The sequence below is a fragment of the Streptomyces sp. NPDC059668 genome, from assembly GCF_042734135.1.
GTDB lineage: Bacteria > Actinomycetota > Actinomycetes > Streptomycetales > Streptomycetaceae > Streptomyces.
Genome location: NZ_JBHWEL010000008.1, coordinates 27890 through 41573, shown reverse-complemented (window position 1 = coordinate 41573; position 13684 = coordinate 27890). Strand labels below are relative to the sequence as shown.

The 13684-nt window shown below is 72.3% G+C and carries 11 protein-coding genes and 1 pseudogene; 9 read left to right on the top strand and 3 right to left on the bottom strand.

The genetic code is table 11. From position 1 onward, the window contains the following. Positions 1-75 precede the first annotated feature (75 nt). Positions 76-891 (top strand): amino acid ABC transporter permease, encoded by an 816-nt coding sequence (locus ACFV2J_RS08910; protein ID WP_385088514.1) that lies wholly within the window; start codon positions 76-78, stop codon positions 889-891. Between the two features lie 47 nt (positions 892-938). On the opposite strand, the gene ACFV2J_RS08905 is transcribed toward ACFV2J_RS08910, so the two are convergent. Together ACFV2J_RS08905 and ACFV2J_RS08900 are read right to left on the bottom strand one after the other, a co-directional pair. After that, complete coding sequence (locus ACFV2J_RS08905; RefSeq protein WP_385088498.1) at positions 939-2507, bottom strand: CocE/NonD family hydrolase; 1569 nt, start codon at positions 2505-2507, stop codon at positions 939-941. A 136-nt stretch (positions 2508-2643) separates the two neighbouring features. Continuing rightward, positions 2644-3435 carry a hypothetical protein gene (locus tag ACFV2J_RS08900; protein ID WP_385088496.1) on the bottom strand — a complete coding sequence of 264 codons (792 nt, stop codon included), beginning with the start codon at positions 3433-3435 and terminating at the stop codon, positions 2644-2646. 104 nt (positions 3436-3539) lie between these two features. Between ACFV2J_RS08900 and ggt the strand changes: the two genes are divergently transcribed. Next, on the top strand, positions 3540-5357 hold the full coding sequence (gene ggt, locus ACFV2J_RS08895) for a gamma-glutamyltransferase (RefSeq protein WP_385088494.1): 1818 nt from the start codon (positions 3540-3542) through the stop codon (positions 5355-5357). 82 nt (positions 5358-5439) lie between these two features. Here ggt and map read toward each other — a convergent pair whose 3' ends face one another. Continuing rightward, positions 5440-6207 carry a type I methionyl aminopeptidase gene (gene map / locus ACFV2J_RS08890; protein WP_385088492.1) on the bottom strand — a complete coding sequence of 256 codons (768 nt, stop codon included), beginning with the start codon at positions 6205-6207 and terminating at the stop codon, positions 5440-5442. A 32-nt stretch (positions 6208-6239) separates the two neighbouring features. Here map and ACFV2J_RS08885 point away from each other — a divergent pair, with 32 nt between their 5' ends. The 7 genes and pseudogenes from ACFV2J_RS08885 to ACFV2J_RS08855 all read left to right on the top strand — a co-directional run. After that, positions 6240-6512, top strand: a complete 273-nt coding sequence (locus tag ACFV2J_RS08885) for a helix-turn-helix domain-containing protein (protein WP_385088490.1) — start codon at positions 6240-6242, stop codon at positions 6510-6512. Between the two features lie 56 nt (positions 6513-6568). Beyond that, on the top strand, positions 6569-8404 hold the full coding sequence (locus tag ACFV2J_RS08880) for a hypothetical protein (protein WP_385437864.1): 1836 nt from the start codon (positions 6569-6571) through the stop codon (positions 8402-8404). A 180-nt stretch (positions 8405-8584) separates the two neighbouring features. After that, entirely contained in the window at positions 8585-9427 is an 843-nt protein-coding gene (locus tag ACFV2J_RS08875) for a nitrilase-related carbon-nitrogen hydrolase (RefSeq protein ID WP_385094997.1), read from the top strand. Then, positions 9424-10707: an aspartate aminotransferase family protein gene (locus ACFV2J_RS08870; RefSeq protein WP_385094994.1), complete on the top strand. Its 1284-nt coding sequence runs from the start codon at positions 9424-9426 to the stop codon at positions 10705-10707. Before ACFV2J_RS08875 ends, ACFV2J_RS08870 begins: the two co-directional genes overlap by 4 nt. Before the next feature lie 26 nt (positions 10708-10733). Then, positions 10734-12293 carry a PucR family transcriptional regulator gene (locus ACFV2J_RS08865; protein ID WP_385094991.1) on the top strand — a complete coding sequence of 520 codons (1560 nt, stop codon included), beginning with the start codon at positions 10734-10736 and terminating at the stop codon, positions 12291-12293. A gap of 145 nt (positions 12294-12438) precedes the next feature. After that, positions 12439-13281 carry a nitrilase-related carbon-nitrogen hydrolase gene (locus ACFV2J_RS08860; protein ID WP_385094988.1) on the top strand — a complete coding sequence of 281 codons (843 nt, stop codon included), beginning with the start codon at positions 12439-12441 and terminating at the stop codon, positions 13279-13281. 145 nt (positions 13282-13426) lie between these two features. Continuing rightward, positions 13427-13684, top strand: a pseudogene (locus tag ACFV2J_RS08855) (dihydropyrimidinase); the annotation flags it as partial.

The following is a 13684-nucleotide window of genomic DNA, read 5'->3' as shown; positions in this document are numbered from 1 at the left end:
GCCCGCCGGTCCGCCACCCACCGGTCCACCGCCCTCTACGACGTCCCCGGGCCGAGGACCCGGCGACGGCACCGGATGTACGGGTTCGTGTCCACCGCCCTGATCCTCGCCCTGATCGGCTGGATCCTGTATCTCCTGTTCGACACCGGCCAGTTCACCCACACGAAGTGGACGCCCTTCGAGTACAAGGGCATCCAGGAACTCCTGCTGCGCGGACTGGGCAACACGCTCAAGGCCTTCGCGCTGGCCGCCGTGTTCTCGCTGGCGCTGGGCGCGGTGCTCGCCACGGGGCGCCTCTCCGACCACGGCCCGGTGCGCTGGATCTCCACACTGGTCGTCGAGTTCTTCCGCGCCATGCCCGTACTGGTGATGATCTTCTTCATCTTCGTGGCGCTCAAGGTGCAGCCGCTGCCCGCGCTGGTCGCCGGACTGACGCTCTACAACGGTTCGGTGCTCGCCGAGGTCTTCCGCTCCGGCGTCAACTCCGTCGACCGCGGCCAGCGGGAGGCCGCGTTCGCGCTCGGCATGCGCAAGACCCAGGTCATGTCCCATGTCCTCGTACCGCAGGCCGTACGGGCGATGCTGCCCGCCATCATCAGCCAGTTGGTGGTGGCCCTGAAGGACACCTCGCTCGGTTATCTCATCACCTATGAGGAGTTCCTCCACGCCGGGAAACTGATCGCGTCCAACCTGGACTACGATTTGCCGTTCATCCCCGTGGTGATGGTGATCTCGCCGATCTACATCGGGATGTGCATGCTGCTCTCCTGGTTCGCCCGGTGGGTGTCCCGGTGGGAGCGGCGCAGTCCCAAGACCGAGGCCGTGAAGGTGGCACCGGCCGAACCAGGGACGCTGCTGCGGGGTGGGGGCCGGCCCCCCACCGCCCCATAGGGGAGCAGCAGCTCACAGGGCCAGGCCCGGCCGGCGGCAGCCGGAGATCACTGCTCGCGCAGGGGAATCGACACGTAGGACGGGTCGTTCGCCGGTGAGGAGAAGGTCAGCTGCGCGCCGGGCGGGTTGTGCTCGCTGTAGAGCGGGTCGACCGTGTCGACGACCAGGGCGAGCCGGTGTCCCGCGGGGACGTCGTAGGCCGTGGAGTACAGGTCCAGGTCGACGCCGAACGACTCGCCGGGCGTCCGCCCGTGGAAGGTGTACGGCGCGTTGCTGACCAGCCTGCCGAGGCCGAGCGGCCCCACGTCGTACAGATAGGCGACGAGGGTGCCGCTCTCCTCGGTCGGGGTGAGCGTGGTGTGCAGCCGGGCGGTGCCGCGCACCTGCTGGGCGCTCGCGTACCGTTCCGACTGCCAGACGGCCGCCCAGCGGCGCGGCAGCAGCGGGACGGCCGCCGTCGGAGGGATCCGGGCCACCTGGTCCAGGAGGCTGGAGAGGAAGATGATCCCGCCGTCCGCGCCCGAGTCGACGTTCGTGTGGATCGTGGTGGTGCCCGCCAGCGCGACCTTCCGGGTGGTGGCGCCGACCGACTTCCAGTCCGGGTAGCCCTCGTAACCGCCGGTGGAGCGGGACTTGAGCTGGACCGGCTGCTCGCGGTCGATTCCGTTGTCCTCGCCCCTGAGGTAGTGGTCGAACCAGCGGCCGGTGTCCGTCCACACGTCGTTGGGGACTCCGAACAGACCGGTGAGCTCGGCGGTGGCGTGGTCGCCGGGGCGGAACTCCAGGCGTTTGGGGCCGGTCAGCTCCTCGTAGAAGCGGGCGTACTGATTGGGCGGGAAGATCGTGTCGCCCCAGGCGTTGGCCATGAAGACGGCCGGCCCGTTCTTGTCGAGCTGGTCGACGTAGGTCTCGGGGGAGCGTTTCCGCCCCCAGGCGATCATCTCCTGTTCCTTCGAGAGGTCCGAGGAGAAGAAGGCCGAGAGGATCCCGCGGAGCTCCGCGCTGGGGCGGCCGGTGACGGCGCCGACGCCGCCGAGCAGGGCGGTGGCCTGGGTGTGCTCGGTGCGGCCGGAGTAGATCGAGTCGATGAGGTCGGCCCAGCCGCTGAGCGCGGCGACCGCCTTGATCCGCTTGTCGTGCTCGGCGGCCAGCAGGCTGATCCCGGCGCCGTACGAGACCCCGGCCACGCCGATCCGCCGCGCGTCGGCGGGGGTGTTGGCGAGCGCCCAGTCGATCACCCTGGAGGTGTCGGCCACGTCGGGCGGCCCGGCCACCTCTATCTCGCCGCCGGACTGCCAGAAGCCTCGGACGTTGTAACCGACCACCACATAGCCGGAGTCGGCGAGTTTCCGGGCCTGTGCGAGGTACTCGACCTGGGGCAGGCCCCAGCTCGTGGGCAGCACGATGAGCGGGTAGGTGCGGCTGCCGTCGGCGTCCGCGGGGGTGACGACGTTGCCCTTGAGGACCGTGCCGCCGTCGCCGGTGATGTCGACGAAACGGACGCCGTCCGCGGCCGCCCCGGCGGCGGGGGCGAGCCCGAGGGAGCCGCCGGTGATCAGGGCCGCCGAGACGGCACCGACGGCGGTCGTGCGCAGGGCATGGCGACGGTGTCCCACGGGCCACTCCTCACTCGTGTGGGGGGAAAGTGACCCGACGGTAACCGCGGGGGCTTACCAGAAGTAACCCGTCGGTAAGTTACGCACCGGTAAAGGTTCCGGTAAGGTGGCGGGTGGGTCCGTTGTGTACCGGTTTCTACGACGCGCGGCGCGAAGTGCGTGCGGTGCGCGCGGGTGCAGGCGCGGGCGCCGGGTCCGGCGCCGGTGTGGGCAGCGGGGCCCGCGCGGCGCGGGTCACGTCCGCGACGAGTTCGACCACGTCGGGTCCGTACGCCTGCGAGTTCACCACCTTCAGGAGCAGTACGAAGGAGTTCCCGCCGTGTTTGCGGGCCAGCCGCTCGTGGTTGCGGGCGAGGTAGCGGGTCGCGGCCTGGTTGGTGATCGCGCGCTGGCCGCAGAAGAGGAACACCGGCCGAGTCCCGCGCTCCTGGCCGGCGACCAGCCGGGCGAGGATCACGTACTCACCCTTGCCCGACTCCAGGAGGTAGCGCTCGCTGCCGATCCGGAACGCGCCGCGCTCCGGGCCCGGTTCGGCGTCGACGTTCACCTCGACGCCCGGAAGCAGGGAGTGCAGATGTGCCGCCATCCTCCGGTTCGAGGACGGACCGCCCACGCAGAACTCCGTCCGCTCCCCGAAGCCCTGCTGGGTCGCGTCGTGCGCGATGACCTGGGCGTGCGCACCGCAGTCCTTGATCAGCGCGGACAGTTCGAGCAGTGCGAAGACGTCGTGCCGCATCACCGTGAGCTCGGGCCCGCCCGCCTCCCGGTTGACCACCAGCAACGACTCGGAGTTGTCGGGCAGCCCGAAGAACGCCTGCTTGCGCCGGAGCCTCCGCTTCCACAGATAGGTGCGGGCGAGCCAGCCGAGGGCGGCGCTGATGCCCGCAGCCAGCACGCCGAGGACGATGTTGCGCACGTCGTCATTCATGGGCGCGCATGCTAGCCGCAATGCGCAACGGTGTTCGAGGGGGTCCTGACGGAAGGGCGGAGGTGAAGTTACGCTGCGCGGACGGCTGTTGACTGGAGGTACGGATGCGTCGCCCTGTTGCGCGGAATCTGGCGGTCTTGGCGGTTTCGGCCGCGGTGGTCTCGGTCGGTGCGGCAGCGCCCCCGGGTGCGGGGAAGGCCGCCGTGTCCGCCGTCGGCACGCCGGCGAAGGTACCGGTCGCCGTCGGGTACGGCGGCGCGGTGGCGAGCGTGGACGCCGACGCCTCCGCCGCGGGCATCGAGGTCCTCAGGAAGGGCGGCAACGCGGTGGACGCGGCGGTCGCCACGGCCGCGGCCCTCGGCGTCACGGAGCCCTACTCCTCCGGCGTGGGCGGAGGCGGCTACTTCGTCTACTACGACGCCAAGTCCCGTACGGTGCACACGATCGACGGCCGCGAGACGGCGCCGCTGAGCGCCGACTCGGGCCTGTTCCTGGAGAACGGACAGCCCCTCGCCTTCGCGGACGCCGTCACCAGCGGCCTGAGCGTCGGGACGCCGGGTACACCCGCGACCTGGCAGACGGCGCTGGACAGCTGGGGCAGCAGGCGGCTGAGCAGCGTGCTCAAGCCCGCGGAACGGATCGCGCGGGACGGCTTCAAGGTCGACGCGACCTTCCGCTCCCAGACGGAGTCCAACCAGGCCCGCTTCAAGAACTTCCCGGCCACCGCGAAGCTGTTCCTGCCCGGCGGCTCGCTCCCGGCCGTCGGCTCGACCTTCACCAACCCCGACCTCGCCCGCACCTACGAGGAGCTGGGCACGAAGGGCGTCGGCGCGATCTACCACGGCGACCTCGGCAAGGACATCGTCGCCACGGTGAACAAGCCGCCGGTGGGGGCCGGTTCCGGTTACAACGCCCGGCCGGGCAAGCTGTCGCTCAGGGACCTGGCGGCGTACCGGGCGAAGAAGCAGGCGCCGACGGAGACCTCGTACCGCGGCCGGAAGGTCTATTCGATCGCGCCCTCCTCGTCCGGCGGCACCACGGTCGGCGAGGCTCTCAACATCCTGGAGAGGACCGACCTCTCCAGGGCGAGCGACGTGCAGTACCTGCACCACTACATCGAGGCCAGCCGGATCGCGTTCGCCGACCGGGGGCGCTGGGTCGGCGACCCCGCCTTCGAGAACGTCCCCACGAAGGAACTGCTCTCGCAGAGGTACGCCGACTCACGCGCGTGCCTCGTCAAGGACCACTCGGTGCTGACCAGCCCGCTCGCACCGGGCGACCCGCGCCACCCGGCGGCCTGCTCCACCGCCGGGACCGCCGCTCCGACGACGTACGAGGGCGAGAACACCACGCACCTCACGGTCGCCGACAAGTGGGGCGACGTGGTCTCGTACACGCTGACCATCGAGCAGACCGGCGGCAGCGGCATCACCGTCCCGGGCCGCGGCTTCCTCCTCAACAACGAGTTGACGGACTTCTCGTTCACCCCGGCAAACCCGGCCGTGCACGACCCGAACCTGCCGGGACCCGGCAAGCGGCCGCGCTCGTCGATCTCGCCGACGATCGTGCTGGACCGGCACGACCGGCCGGTGGTGGCGCTCGGTTCGCCGGGCGGCGCGACCATCATCACCACCGTGCTGCAGACGCTCACCGGATTCCTGGACCGCGGACTGCCGCTCGTCGACGCGATCGCCGCGCCGCGCGCCAGCCAGCGCAACGCGGCACAGACGGAACTGGAACCGGGACTCTACGACAGCGCGCTCAGGTCCCGTCTGGAGGCGCTCGGGCACTCCTTCAAGCTCAACCCCGAGATCGGCGCGGCGACGGGCGTCCAGCGCCTCGCGGACGGCAGGTGGCTGGCCGCCGCGGAGACCGTACGGCGCGGGGGAGGATCGGCGATGGTGGTGCGCCCCGCGTCGTAGCGGGACGAGGGGCGGATCGCAGCACGCGGTGCACGGCGCGGGTCTCCCGCGCCGTGCACGACACGCTCGCACGGACCCGGGGTCAGCGCGCCGTCAGGATGCGGGGCCCCGAGTCCGTGATGGCCACGGTGTGCTCGGCGTGGGCCGCGCGGGAGCCGTCGTCCGTGCGCAGGGTCCAGCCGTCCGGCGCCGCGTGGTAGCCGTCGGTGCCGCCGCCGATGAGCATCGGCTCGATGGCGAGGACCATGCCGTGGCGCAGCGGCAGACCGCGGCCGGGGCGCCCCTCGTTGGGGACCGGCGGGTCCTCGTGCATGCGGCGGCCCACGCCGTGGCCGCCGAAGCCGTCCGGGATGCCGTACCCCGCCGCGCGGCAGACCGTGCCGACGGCGTGCGCGATGTCCCCGATGCGGTTGCCGACGACGGCCGCCGCGATGCCCGCCGCGAGGGCGCGGTCGGCGGTCTCGACCAGGCGCACGTCGGCGGCGCGCGGCCGGCCGACGACGAAGCTGATCGCCGAGTCGCCGACCCAGCCGCCGAGTTCGGCGCCGAAGTCCATGGAGACGAGGTCACCGTCGCGCAGCCGGTAGGCGGTGGGGATGCCGTGCACGATCGCGTCGTTCACGGAGGCGCAGAGGACGGCGGGGAACGGGGTGGGTGCGAAGGAGGGCCGGTAGCCGAGGAAGGGGGAGCGGGCGCCCGCGTCGCGCAGCACCTGGTGGGCGACCTCGTCCAGCTCCAGCAGCGAGACGCCCACGGCGGCCGCTTCCCGTACCGCCGTGAGCGCCCTGCCCACGACCTGTCCCGCCTCGTGCATCGCGTCGATCGAAGTGTCCGTCTTGAGTTCCACCATGCCAATTACTATACCGGTATTAGAATGGGGTCATGGTGCGTACCCCGCTGACCCCCGAAGAGCGCGAACGCGGCGCACGCTTCGGGCGGTTGCTGCGTGAGGCCCGTGGCGGCCGGAGCATGGCGGAGGTCGCGGCGACCGCCGGGATCTCCGCCGAGACCCTGCGCAGGATCGAGACCGGCCGGGCGCCCACCCCCGCCTTCTTCACCGTGGCGGCGCTGGCGAGGGCGCTCGGGCTGTCCATGGACGACCTCGATCGCGGGACTCTGCGTCCGGCCCGAAAACTCCCCGTAGCCGTCCCGTAACACGGAGGGTGTTTTCTACCGGACCGGAGTACTCCAGTCGGGCGGGGAGTTGTGTGATGGCTGTGGATCAACTCCCCGAGGCGATACGGGAGTTCGCGAGCTATCTGGACGGGCTGATGCGACGGCTCGATCAGGGCGGCGGCTGGTGCGGGGTGTTCTGGCAGCGTGACCCCGAAGGCATGCGGGCCTGTCTGGACGGCCGGGAGGTGCCGCCCTGGGACGTGGTGGAGGCGCTCCTCCAGGACCTCGACGCGGAGTACGGCGGCGGGGCCGCGGCACAGGAGGCACGGCGGGCCCGTTCGCTGCACGGTGCCTCGCTCGCCGCGTACGACGCCCGGCCCGGCGGGCGCGACGCCCTCGGTGACCGTCTCGACGTGATGCTCCGCGAACAGCGCTACGCGGCGGACCGCCGCACCGGCCTGAACCGGCTGCTGGGGGAGGCCGCCACCCCTCAGGACGCCGACTCGGTACGACTGGACCTGGCCTGGGCCCGCGACGACCACGAACGGGCCACGGCCCGCTGCGCCGAACTCCGTCACCGTATGGAGGACCTCGACCGAAGCGCCCTGCGCACCCACGTGTCGGGCGCGCCGGACCTCCCGGGGGCCGCCGGGGGCGTACGCCGGGCGGCGGTCGCCGAGTGGAGGGGGCGACGCGCGCCGTTCGCGGACCCCTCGGCGCCGGCCCGGCCCGAGACCGCGGGGCCGGGCCCCTACGACCCGTCGGCCGCCTCTCCGGGGCCTGGCCCGGAAGCCTTCCACCGCGGCGGCTCCGGCACGCCCGACGACTGGCCCGCCCCGAGCGGCCCCGCCACCGGGGCGGACGAGTCCGGCGGTCCCGGCGGTCCCGGCGGTCCCGGTGGTGCCGGCAGTCCCGGTGGCGGCGGCGACGCCTTCGCCCGCGGCGGTCCCGGCAGTCGGGCCGACGCCCGTGACGCGGGCGGCCCCGGGGCCGGTGAGACCTTCACGGATGCCGGCGCCGCCGCGGGCGGGGACGGCTTCGGGTCCGGCGCGCCCGCGTCCGGCCCCGGGTACGACGCGTACGACCCCGAGGTCCGGCCGGAGGAGCGCTCCGGCGCCGTACGGCCCCACGAGGGGCCCCGGCCGCCGGCCGCGCACTCCACGATCCCCGGGCCCGCCCCCGCCCCCGCGTCGGCGCCCGGAAAGCGTTCCAGGCGCCGTCCCCGGGGCAGCGCGCGGTTCGCCGGGATGATCGAGGCCGGCGAAACCCCCGAGCCGGTCCCCGGGACGCCGGCGCCCCTGCCCTCCGCCCCGGCCGCGCCGAACCGCCGCACACCGCGTGGCGCGCGTTTCGCCGGGGTCGCCGAGGAGCGGGCGGAACCACGGACCGAGCCCCTGGACGACGACGCCCGCCGGGCCACCGCCGAGACCGTCCGGGCCCTGGTCCGCCTGCGCGCCGAGGGCCGCAGCGGTGAGGCGCACGCCACGCTCGTCGAGGCCGCGTACTGGCCGGCCGCCCGTTTCCCCCTGCTCGCCGCCGGGTTGCACGACGCGGGCCTCGGCGCGGACTGGGCGACCCTGCTGTGGGAGGCCGCCTCGCTCCCCGCGGACCGGCTGGTCGCCGCGTCCGACGCGCTCGTCGCGGCCGGCCGCGACGACGACGGACAGCAGATGCTGCGCCAGGGTGTCGCCCGCCCCGCACCGGAGATCGGGGCCGCCGTGCTCGGCCTCGCCGACGAGGGCCGGCGGCGCGAGGTCCGGGCACTGCTCGACGCCTACGTACGGGTCCGTACCCCCGAGGAGGCCGCCCGCAGCGCCGGGCACGACCCGGCGCGGCTCGTGCCGCTCCTGCTGGACGCCGCCCGGGGGATCTCGGAACAACGCCACTGGGACCTGGTGCACGCCCTCCGGGTGGCGGGCTTCACCGCCTGAGTCACCCGGGCGGCCCACGCCCCGGTCAGCCTCTCACCCACAGGGGTGTGAAACGTGATCGACTCAGCGGGTTAACCCCGATGGTCTTGGCAAGGCTGTCCAGGGGGCTTACTTTCGAGCCTCTACCGCCTTTGTCTACGGGCGTAGAGGCTCTCTGACGTCCCGTCGAAGGAGCAGCTCATGGCCAACGTCGTACGTGCCGCTCTGGTCCAGGCGACCTGGACCGGCGACACCGCATCCATGGTCGCCAAGCACGAGGAGCACGCCCGCGAGGCGGCCCGGCAGGGCGCGCAGGTGATCGGCTTCCAGGAAGTCTTCAACGCCCCCTACTTCTGCCAGGTCCAGGAGCCCGAGCACTACCGCTGGGCGGAGCCCGTGCCCGACGGGCCGACCGTGACCCGTATGCGGGAACTCGCCCGCGAGACCGGCATGGTCGTCGTCGTGCCCGTCTTCGAGGTCGAGCAGTCCGGCTTCTACTTCAACACCGCGGCCGTGATCGACGCCGACGGCACCTTCCTCGGCAAGTACCGCAAGCACCACATCCCCCAGGTCAAGGGCTTCTGGGAGAAGTACTACTTCAAACCCGGCAACCTGGGCTGGCCCGTCTTCGACACCGCGGTCGGCCGGATCGGCGTCTACATCTGCTACGACCGCCACTTCCCCGAGGGCTGGCGGCAACTCGGCCTCAACGGCGCCCAGCTCGTCTACAACCCCTCCGCCACCTCCCGCGGCCTCTCCGCCTACCTCTGGCAGCTGGAACAGCCCGCCGCGGCCGTCGCCAACGAGTACTTCATCGCGGCGATCAACCGGGTCGGGCAGGAGGAGTACGGGGACAACGACTTCTACGGGACCTCGTACTTCGTCGACCCGCGCGGCCAGTTCGTGGGGGAGACCGCGAGTGACAAGGCCGAGGAACTCGTCGTCCGTGACCTCGACTTCGACCTGATCGAGGAGGTGCGTCAGCAGTGGGCGTTCTACCGCGACCGCCGGCCCGACGCGTACGAGGGGCTGGTGCGGCCGTGAGCGACCTGTACGCACGTCACAAGGCGGTACTGCCCGACTGGCTGGCCCTCTACTACCAGGACCCGCTGGAGATCACCCACGGCGAGGGCCGCCACGTCTGGGACGCCGACGGCAAGAAGTACCTGGACTTCTTCGGCGGCATCCTGACGACGATGACCGCGCACGCGCTGCCCGAGGTGACCAAGGCCGTCAGCGAGCAGGCCGGCCGGATCATCCACTCCTCCACGCTGTACCTCAACCGGCCGATGGTCGAACTCGCCGAGCGGATCGCCCAGTTGTCCGGCATCCCGGACGCCCGTGTCTTCTTCACCACCTCCGGGACCGAGGCCAACGACACGGCCCTGCTGCTCGCCACCGCCCACCGGCGCAGCAACCAGATCCTGGCGATGCGCAACAGCTACCACGGGCGTTCCTTCAGCGCGGTCGGCATCACCGGCAACAGGGGCTGGTCGCCGACCTCGCTGTCGCCGCTTCAGACGCTGTACGTCCACGGTGGCGTCCGCACCCGCGGCCCCTACGCGGGCCTGTCCGACGCCGAGTTCATCGCGGCCTGCGTCGAGGACCTCAGGGACCTGCTCGGCCACGTCCGGCCGCCGGCGGCCCTGATCGCCGAACCCGTCCAGGGAGTCGGCGGGTTCACGATCCCGCCCGACGGCCTCTACGCGGCCTTCCGCGAGGTCCTCGACGAGCACGGCATCCTCTGGATCGCCGACGAGGTGCAGACCGGCTGGGGGCGCACCGGCGAGCACTTCTGGGGCTGGCAGGCGCACGACGCCGCGGGCCCGCCGGACATGCTGACCTTCGCCAAGGGCATCGGCAACGGCATGTCCATCGGCGGCGTGGTCGCCCGCGCCGAGATCATGAACTGCCTGGACTCCAACTCCATCTCGACCTTCGGCGGCTCGCCGGTCACGATGGCGGCGGGACTGGCGAACCTCGGCTACCTCCTCGAACACGACCTCCAGGGCAACGCCCGGCGCGTCGGCGGGCTGCTCATCGAGCGGCTGCGGGCGATCGCCGCGCAGGTCGACGGCGTACGGGAGGTCCGCGGCCGCGGGCTGATGATCGGCGTCGAACTGGTGAAGCCCGGCACCGACGAGGCACATCCCGAGGGCGCCGCCGCCGTGCTGGAGGCGGCCCGCGAGGAGGGCCTGCTGATCGGCAAGGGCGGCGGTCACGACACCAGCGTGCTGCGCATCGCACCGCCGTTGTCCCTCACCGTCGCGGAGGCGGAGGAGGGCGCGGCGATCCTGGATCGCGCGCTGAGGTGCACCCGGTAAGAGAACCCGAGCAAGGGAACGTCGCCATGACCACCGCCTCGGACACCGCCCTGTCGGTACGCCAGGTCCTCACCCTGGAACGGGTGCTCGCCGGAGAGCCCGAGGTGGTGGCGGGCGCGGGCCACCTCGACCGGCCCGTGCGCTGGGTGCACGTCGCCGAGGCGGCCGACGTGGGCGTGATGCTCAGCGGCGGCGAAATGGTGCTCACCACCGGGGTGTTGCTGGCCGGCGACCCGGACGCGCAGGCCGAGTACATCCGTTCGCTGCACCGCGCGGAGGCCGCGGCCGTCGTCCTCGGACTCGGCCGGGCCTTCCCCGCACCGCCGGACGTCATGCGCCGGGCCGCCGAGCGGTGCGGGCTGCCCATGGTCGTACTGCACCGGCCCTTCCCCTTCGCCGAGTTGACGGAAGAGGTGCAGTCCCGGCTGGTCTCCAGCAAGTTCGCGGCCGTGAGTCTCTCCGAGTCCGTACGCACCGCGCTCACCGGCCTCATCACCTCCGGCGCTCCCATGCAGCGCATCCTCGACGAGATCGCGGGCCACGCGGCCTGCCCCGTCGTCGTCACCAACCTCGCCCACCGGGTCCTCGCCACCGCGGGCGAGCGGTCCGCGGTGGACGACGTGCTGCGCGACTGGGAGCGCATCGCCCGGCAGGCGGGCGGCAGCGAGGGCGACGGGTGGATCCGGGCCGAGCTGGGCGGGCGGGGCGAGCGCTGGGGCCGCATCGTGCTGTGCGGTCACCGCGGCGACGCGGTGACCGGGCGGCTGCTCGCCGACCGGGCCGCCGAGGCACTGGTCCTGCACCGGATGCTCGCCGGCTCCGCGCACACCTGGGAGGAGGAGTCCGCGCAGAGCCTGCTCACCGACCTGGTGAGCGGAGTCGTACCGGCGCGGCAGCTGCTCCCGCGTGCGCGCGCGGCCGGACTGCCCGTGAACCGGCGGCTGTTCGTGCCACTGGCCGTCCGGGACGGCGACCCCGCCCGGCTGGACCGGGTGCTCAGGCTGCTCGGCCTGTCCGGACTCGTCGCCGAACTCGCCGACGGTGCGACCGCCGTGCTGCTCAGCCTCGCCCGTGACCAGGACGCCGAGGCACTGGCCGCGCACTTCGCGGCCCGGCTGCGCCACGAGACCGGCGCCCCCGTGACCGTGGCGGCCGCCGCCGCGCGCCACGCCTGGGAGGACGTCCCCGGCGGCCTGCGGGAGGCCCTGCACGTCGCCGAGGCGGCCGCGGACCCGCCCGTCGGCCGGGAGGACCGTCCGGTGCCCGTACGGCTGCGTGACGTCCATCTGCGCGGTCTGGTACGGCTGCTGAGGGACGACCCGCACGTCCAGTCCTTCGCCGAACGGGAGCTGGACGGGCTGCTGTGCGGGGCCGACGCGGAGTCGGAGCTGCTGCCCGTGCTGCGGACGTATCTCGCGACGGGCCGCAACAAGTCCCGCACCGCGCAGCTCCACCACGTCAGCAGGCCCGCGCTCTACCGACGGCTGGAGGCGATAGAGGCACGCCTCGCGGTGGACCTCGACGACTTCGAACAGGCGGCCTCCGTGCACATCGCGCTCCTCGCGCACGACGCTCAACAACGGTGAAACACCGGATGACTCAGGTGAAACATGCGACGACGTGGGGGTGACACCGTGGAACGACAACGCACCTCAGACGTGACACGGTGCATCTCAAAGCCGTCCGCCGGGCTTCCTAGGCTCCTCGCACACCGAGCGACCGGAGGTCCCGATGAGCAGAGTGATCCGCGCCGCCGTCTTCCAGACCGCCTGGACCGGCGACAAGGAGTCGATGATCCAGGTCCACGAGCAGGCGGCCCGCGACGCCGCCGCGCAGGGCGCACAGGTCCTGTGTTTCCAGGAGCTCTTCTACGGGCCCTACTTCTGCCAGGTCCAGGACAAGGCGTTCTACGCGTACGCCGAACAGATCCCGGAGGGCCCGATCGTCCGGCGCTTCCAGGCTCTCGCCGAGGAACTGGGCCTCGTCCTCGTCCTGCCGATGTACGAGGAGGAGCAGCCCGGGGTCCTGTACAACACCGCGGCGGTGATCGACGCCGACGGCACCTACCTGGGCAAGTACCGCAAGACCCACATCCCGCAGGTCGCGGGGTTCTGGGAGAAGTTCTACTTCCGGCCGGGCAACTCCGGCTGGCCGGTCTTCGACACGGCCGTCGGCAGGATCGGTGTGTACATCTGCTACGACCGGCACTTCCCGGAGGGCTGGCGCGCGCTGGGCCTCGCGGGTGCGGAGATCGTCTTCAACCCCTCGGCCACCTCGCGCGGACTCTCCGGCTACCTGTGGCAGCTGGAACAGCCCGCCGCGGCCGTCGCCAACGAGTACTTCGTGGGCGCGATCAACCGGGTGGGTGTCGAGGAGTACGGCGACGACGACTTCTACGGGACGAGCTACTTCGTCGACCCGGAGGCACAGTTCGTCGGCGAGGTGGCGAGCGACAAGGAGTCCGAACTCGTCGTCCGAGACCTGGACATGGCCAGACTCCGCGAGGTGCGCGACCGGTGGCAGTTCTACCGCGACCGCGCCCCGGGGGCCTACGGGCCGCTGACGGCTCCCTGACGGACGGCCCCCGGTGGGCCCGGCCGGCGGGGGCCGGGCCCACGGGCCCTCCCACTCGTCGGGCCCCCGAGGAAACAGCGTTGACCTCAGCTTCTGACAGCTTCGGAATTCCCCCAGTGCACGCACGACCGGAAGGAGAGGGAGCATGAGCCGTACCGTCATCCGTGGTGGCCTCGTCATCACCGCGTCCGACGAGATGCACGCCGACGTCCTGATCGAGGACGGCCGGGTCGTCGCGCTCGCCGCGAGCGGCACCCCGACGGCCGAGTCGTGGACGGCCGAGCGGACCATCGACGCCGCCGGGAAGTACGTGATCCCGGGCCGGCGGGCCGCCCCCCCCCCCAAGGGAGTTCCGGTGGGCGGCCCCAACCCCCACCAGACCCTAGAGAGGGGGCCCCCGGGG

Bases quoted from the DNA above. Each gene is read 5' to 3' on its own strand.
- ACFV2J_RS08865 (WP_385094991.1), top strand. From the start codon at position 10,734: ATGACCACCGCCTCGGACACCGCCCTGTCGGTACGCCAGGTCCTCACC.
- map (WP_385088492.1), bottom strand. From the start codon at position 6,207: ATGGTGGAACTCAAGACGGACACTTCGATCGACGCGATGCACGAGGCG.
- ACFV2J_RS08880 (WP_385437864.1), top strand. From the start codon at position 6,569: ATGGCTGTGGATCAACTCCCCGAGGCGATACGGGAGTTCGCGAGCTAT.
- ACFV2J_RS08875 (WP_385094997.1), top strand. From the start codon at position 8,585: ATGGCCAACGTCGTACGTGCCGCTCTGGTCCAGGCGACCTGGACCGGC.
- ACFV2J_RS08910 (WP_385088514.1), top strand. From the start codon at position 76: ATGTACGGGTTCGTGTCCACCGCCCTGATCCTCGCCCTGATCGGCTGG.
- ACFV2J_RS08885 (WP_385088490.1), top strand. From the start codon at position 6,240: ATGGTGCGTACCCCGCTGACCCCCGAAGAGCGCGAACGCGGCGCACGC.
- ACFV2J_RS08900 (WP_385088496.1), bottom strand. From the start codon at position 3,435: ATGAATGACGACGTGCGCAACATCGTCCTCGGCGTGCTGGCTGCGGGC.
- ACFV2J_RS08860 (WP_385094988.1), top strand. From the start codon at position 12,439: ATGAGCAGAGTGATCCGCGCCGCCGTCTTCCAGACCGCCTGGACCGGC.
- ggt (WP_385088494.1), top strand. From the start codon at position 3,540: ATGCGTCGCCCTGTTGCGCGGAATCTGGCGGTCTTGGCGGTTTCGGCC.